Origin of the sequence: Bradyrhizobium sp. (assembly GCF_049798375.1) — a bacterium.
Lineage (GTDB): Bacteria > Pseudomonadota > Alphaproteobacteria > Rhizobiales > Xanthobacteraceae > Bradyrhizobium.
In genome coordinates this window covers 1-5,099 of sequence record NZ_JBARGP010000662.1, presented here as the reverse complement: position 1 = coordinate 5,099, position 5,099 = coordinate 1, and the positions used below count along the sequence as shown (strand labels likewise).

The following is a 5,099-nucleotide window of genomic DNA, read 5'->3' as shown; positions in this document are numbered from 1 at the left end:
ATCTTCTATCCGACCGGCGGCGGCACCGGCCTGATCGGCATGTGGAAGGCCTTCGACGAGCTGGAGAAGATCGGCTTCATCGGATCAAAACGCCCGCGCATGGTCGCGGTGCAGGCGTCCGGCTGCGCACCGATGGTGCGCGCCTATGAGCAGGGCGTCGAGCACGCCGCGCGCTGGGAGGATGCGCACACGATCGCGTCCGGCATCCGTGTGCCGCAGGCGATCGGAGATTTTCTGATCCTGCGCGCGGTCCGCGAGAGCAAAGGTTTTGCCATCGCGGTCGATGACGAGAAGATTTCATCTGCGCTCAGCGAAGTCGCGCGCGAGGAGGGGCTGCTGCTGTGCCCGGAAGGTGCCGCGACCTATGCCGCCTACAAGCAGAGCCTGGCCGACGGCCGCGTCACAAAAAATGATCGCGTGATGCTGTTCAATTGCGCCACGGGCCTTAAATATCCGCTGCCGCCGGTCAACCGCACGCTCGATCGCCACCAGCCGATCGACTACACGCAGTTCTAGATCAGCGCTTCCATGAAATCGGCGGTCGCGATGCGTGTTGAACTTTTAGCCATCACCAACGCTGTCATGCTCCGCGCAGGCGGAGCATCCAGTACTCCGTGGCAGAAGAAAACGAACCAAAACGTCACGGCGTACTGGATCGTCCGCCTGCGCGGACGATGACAGCGAAGCTGTATAAATAGGACCGAGACTTTGGAAACGTCGATCTCGTTCTGATAGAGAGCGCCTATTCAGGGTGGAAGCGATGCGACGAATTTGCGCCGTTTTGGTTGCGATGTTTGCCTTTGTATCCTCGGCCGATGCTGCCGACACCTACCCCTCGCGCGCAATCACGGTGATCGTGCCGTTCGCGGCCGGCGGGCCGTCGGATGCGATGATGCGCATTCTTGGCGAGCACATGCGGCAGACGCTGGGCCAGCCGGTCCTGATCGAGAATGTCACCGGTGCCGGCGGCTCGATCGGCGTGGGACGTGCGGTGCATTCGGCGCCGGACGGCTACACCGTAAGTTTTGGCCATCTCGGCACTCACGTCGCCAACGGCGCGGTCTACAAGCTCGGCTATGATCTCGTCGCCGATCTCGAGCCGGTGGTGCTGCTGCCGAGCAATCCGATGATCATCGTCAGCAAGACCGCGGTGCCGGCGAAATCCCTGAAGGAGCTACTGGCCTGGATGAAAGCGCAGCCGAGGCCGGTTGCTGCGGGTACCGCGGGCAACGGCTCAGGCAGCCATATCGCCGGGCTCTATTTCGAGCAGGTCACCGGCATCAAGCTGCAATACGTGCCGTATCGCGGCACGGGCCCGGCGCTGAACGATCTCGTCGCCGGCCAGATCGACCTGATCGTCGACCAGACCTCGAACTCGATCAACCAGGTCCGCGCCGGCGCTATCAGGGCCTATGCGGTCACCGACGACAAGCGCGTCGAAAGCGCGCCGGAGATTCCGACCGTCGATGAGGCGGGCCTGCCAGGCTTCCACATGACGCTGTGGTCGGGGCTGTGGGTGCCGAAGGGGACGCCGAAAGAGATCGTCGAAAGGCTCAACCAGGCGGTGATCGCGGCACTGAACGATTCGGATGTGCGAAAGCGGATGAAGGACCTGGGGTTGCAGATGACTCCGCAGGATCAGCTCACGCCGGAGGCGCTCGGCGCATTGCAGCGTGCAGAGATCGCCAAATGGTGGCCGATGATCAAAGCAGCACGTATTTCTACGGAGTAAGAAGGTGGTATGTAGCGACCACTGATGGTGTCTTGGGGGCCACGTTTGTTGCGACCTCGCAACAGTTCTGCGCCATTGAGTAACGATTTCGGGCGCGCCGCAGAGGCGCCGCTTTTTAGCCACACCCCTTCGTGAAATAACGCCTTACATCATTAGGCGGCGCGCGTGAGGGTGTAGGGAAAATCGGTTCATGAACTGGGTTTTCTCGCCCGTGCAGCGTCACCGGCAGAAGACAGACCAGCGATGGACGCCAAGACCGACCTCAAGAACAGGCTGCCCAGCCGTCACGTCACGGAAGGTCCGACGCGCGCGCCGCATCGCTCCTACCTCTACGCGATGGGCCTGACGACGGCCCAGATCCACCAGCCTTTCGTCGGCGTCGCCTCCTGCTGGAATGAGGCCGCGCCGTGCAACATCGCGCTGATGCGCCAGGCGCAGGCGGTGAAGAAGGGCGTCGCGCATGCCGGCGGCACGCCGCGCGAATTTTGCACCATCACCGTGACCGACGGCATCGCCATGGGCCATGACGGCATGCGCTCGTCACTGCCGTCGCGTGAAGCGATCGCTGACTCGGTCGAACTGACCATGCGCGGTCATTCCTACGACGCGCTGGTCGGCCTTGCCGGCTGCGACAAGTCGCTGCCGGGCATGATGATGGCGATGGTCCGCCTCAACGTGCCATCCGTTTTCATCTATGGCGGCTCGATCCTGCCCGGCAATTTCCGCGGCCAGCAGGTCACCGTGCAGGACATGTTCGAAGCCGTCGGCAAGCATTCGGTCGGCGCCATGTCGGACGAGGACCTCGACGAAATCGAACGCGTCGCCTGTCCGTCGGCGGGCGCCTGTGGCGCGCAGTTCACCGCCAACACCATGGCGACGGTCTCGGAGGCGATCGGGCTCGCGTTGCCGTATTCCGCCGGTGCGCCTGCGCCTTACGAGATCCGCGACAGCTTCTGCATGACTGCGGGCGAGCAGGTGATGGAGCTGATTACCTCCAACATCCGGCCGCGCGACATCGTCACCCTGAAGGCGCTGCAGAACGCCGCTGCCGTGGTCGCTGCCTCTGGCGGCTCGACCAATGCCGCGCTGCATCTGCCGGCGATCGCGCACGAGGCAGGGATCAAATTTGACCTATTTGACGTCGCCGAAATCTTCAAAAAGACACCTTATATCGCGGATTTGAAGCCCGGTGGCCGCTATGTCGCCAAAGACATGTTTGAAGCTGGCGGCATTCCGCTGCTGATGAAGACGTTGCTCGATCATGGCTATTTGCATGGAGACTGCCTCACAGTCACCGGCCGGACGATCGCCGAAAACCTCAAAAGCGTGAAATGGAATCCGCACCAGGACGTGGTGATGCCGGCCGACCAGCCGATCACCGTGACCGGAGGTGTTGTCGGTCTGAAAGGCAATCTCGCGCCTGAGGGTGCGATCGTGAAAGTCGCGGGCATGTCCAATCTCAAATTCACCGGGCCGGCCCGCTGCTTCGACCGCGAAGAGGATGCTTTCGAGGCGGTGCAGAAGCGCACCTACAAGGAAGGCGAGGTCATCGTCATCCGTTACGAGGGGCCGCGCGGCGGCCCCGGCATGCGGGAGATGCTGCAGACCACGGCGGCGCTGTACGGGCAGGACATGGGCGGCAAGATCGCGCTGATCACCGATGGCCGCTTCTCCGGCGCCACCCGCGGCTTCTGCATCGGCCATGTCGGGCCGGAAGCCGCCATTGGCGGGCCGATCGCCCTGCTCGAAGACGGGGACATCATCGAGATCGATGCCGAGGCCGGTCACCTTAACGTAAAGTTGAGCGATGCCGAGCTGGCACAGCGCAAGTCCAAATGGACGCCGCGCGAGACGCACCACACGACAGGTGCGCTTTGGAAATATGCCCAGCAGGTCGGGCCAGCGGTCGCGGGGGCCGTTACCCATCCCGGTGGTGCGCACGAGAAACATTGCTATGCGGATATCTAAGCGTATCGTTTTTGCATTGATGCTGGGGGTTGCTCCGCTGCTGGCGGCCGCGCCGTCCTTTGCGTTCGATGGTGCCCCGATCAACCCGGACCCGGCGATGCCGGTGGCGACGGTCCAGTCCGGGATGGCGGCCAATCTGCGCAAGAGCATACCGCAGCCGGGCACGGCCGCGGCGCTGCCGGACAAGTCAGTGGTCGCGCTGCAATATGCCGCGGATGAGGGGCATCCAGTCGCGCAGTGGAAGCTCGGGCGGATGTATGCCAATGGCGAAGGCGGCCTCGCGCAGGACGATCTGCGGGCATTCGACTATTTCAGCCGGGTTGCCAATGCGCATGCCGACGACAACCCGTCGACGCCGGAGGCGCAGGTCGTCGCCAACGCCTTCGTGGCGCTCGGCCGCTATTACCTGAGCGGCATCCCGAACTCGAAGGTGAAGTCCGATCCGGAGCGCGCCCGCGAGATGTTCTCCTACGCCGCCTCCTATTTCGGCAATGCCGACGCCCAGTATGATCTGGCGCGCATGTACCTGAAGACCGGCGACGCCTCGCGTGACGATTTCCGCTATGGCGCACGCTGGCTCGGTGCCGCCGCGCAGAAGGGCCAGCACCAGGCGCAGGCGCTGCTCGGCCAGATGCTGTTCAACGGCGACCGGCTGCCGCGGCAGGCTGCGCGCGGACTGATGTTCCTGACGCTGGCGCGCGATGCGGCCAGTCCGGACGAGGCCTGGATCAAGGAAAACTACAATCGCGCGTTCGCCAAGGCATCGGATGACGATCGGGCGTCGGCGTTGCAGATGCTCGAGCACTGGGTGCAGGGCAAGCGGGACTGACACGGGGAATGCATTCCATTCCCCCGAGATATGAGGGGAATGGAATGATCATCCGGGACGCGACGCCAGCCGATGCGCCTCAAGCCTGCCAGGTGCTGCGGGATTCGATCGCGCAGCTCTGCAGCGCCGACCACCGCGACGACCGGGTCGTCCTGTCCCGCTGGCTCGCCAACAAGACGCCGCACAATGTCGCATCATGGGCCGACGGCATCGGCCGTTCATTGCTGCTTGTCGTCGAGGGCGAGGCGATCGTCGCCGTTGGTGGCGTGAAGGACGACGGCGAGATCACGCTGAACTACGTCGCACCCTCAGCGCGCTTTCGCGGCATCAGTTCGGCGTTGCTCGCGGCGCTGGAGTCGAGGGCGCTTCAGCGCGGCGCTGTCACAGCCAGCCTGCTCAGCACCGAGACCGCGCATCGCTTCTACCTGGCGCGCGGCTACCATGACGAGGGCCCGCCGGTCGGAAAGTTCGGCACCGCGGCGTCGTATCCGATGACGAAGGTGCTGGTGCCGCACGGGTAGGTTGGGGCAAAGTTTGTAGGGTGGGCAAAGCGAAGCGTGCCCACCATTG

At 63.8% G+C, this 5,099-nt stretch carries 5 protein-coding genes; all 5 read left to right on the top strand.

The features are described from left to right. The coding region (locus WA702_RS25915; protein WP_425113393.1) for a pyridoxal-phosphate dependent enzyme at positions 1-516 on the top strand (516 nt) is incomplete at its 5' end. A gap of 244 nt (positions 517-760) precedes the next feature. Next, a complete protein-coding gene (locus WA702_RS25910) occupies positions 761-1,732 on the top strand; it encodes a tripartite tricarboxylate transporter substrate binding protein BugD (RefSeq protein ID WP_425113392.1) in 972 nt (323 codons plus the stop codon). Positions 1,733-1,975: 243 nt separating this feature from the next. After that, positions 1,976-3,700, top strand: coding sequence for a dihydroxy-acid dehydratase (gene ilvD / locus WA702_RS25905; protein ID WP_425113391.1), 1,725 nt, complete (start codon positions 1,976-1,978; stop codon positions 3,698-3,700). Further along, positions 3,687-4,529, top strand: a complete 843-nt coding sequence (locus tag WA702_RS25900; protein ID WP_425113390.1) for a tetratricopeptide repeat protein — start codon at positions 3,687-3,689, stop codon at positions 4,527-4,529. The genes ilvD and WA702_RS25900 overlap by 14 nt, the downstream gene beginning before the upstream one ends. Positions 4,530-4,573: 44 nt before the next feature. Next, positions 4,574-5,050 carry a GNAT family N-acetyltransferase gene (locus WA702_RS25895; RefSeq protein WP_425113389.1) on the top strand — a complete coding sequence of 159 codons (477 nt, stop codon included), beginning with the start codon at positions 4,574-4,576 and terminating at the stop codon, positions 5,048-5,050. Positions 5,051-5,099: the final 49 nt, after the last annotated feature.

Excerpts from the sequence above, each read along its gene's own strand:
- WA702_RS25910 (WP_425113392.1), top strand. The coding sequence starts at position 761 with ATGCGACGAATTTGCGCCGTTTTGGTTGCGATGTTTGCCTTTGTATCC.
- WA702_RS25895 (WP_425113389.1), top strand. The coding sequence starts at position 4,574 with ATGATCATCCGGGACGCGACGCCAGCCGATGCGCCTCAAGCCTGCCAG.
- ilvD (WP_425113391.1), top strand. The coding sequence starts at position 1,976 with ATGGACGCCAAGACCGACCTCAAGAACAGGCTGCCCAGCCGTCACGTC.
- WA702_RS25900 (WP_425113390.1), top strand. The coding sequence starts at position 3,687 with ATGCGGATATCTAAGCGTATCGTTTTTGCATTGATGCTGGGGGTTGCT.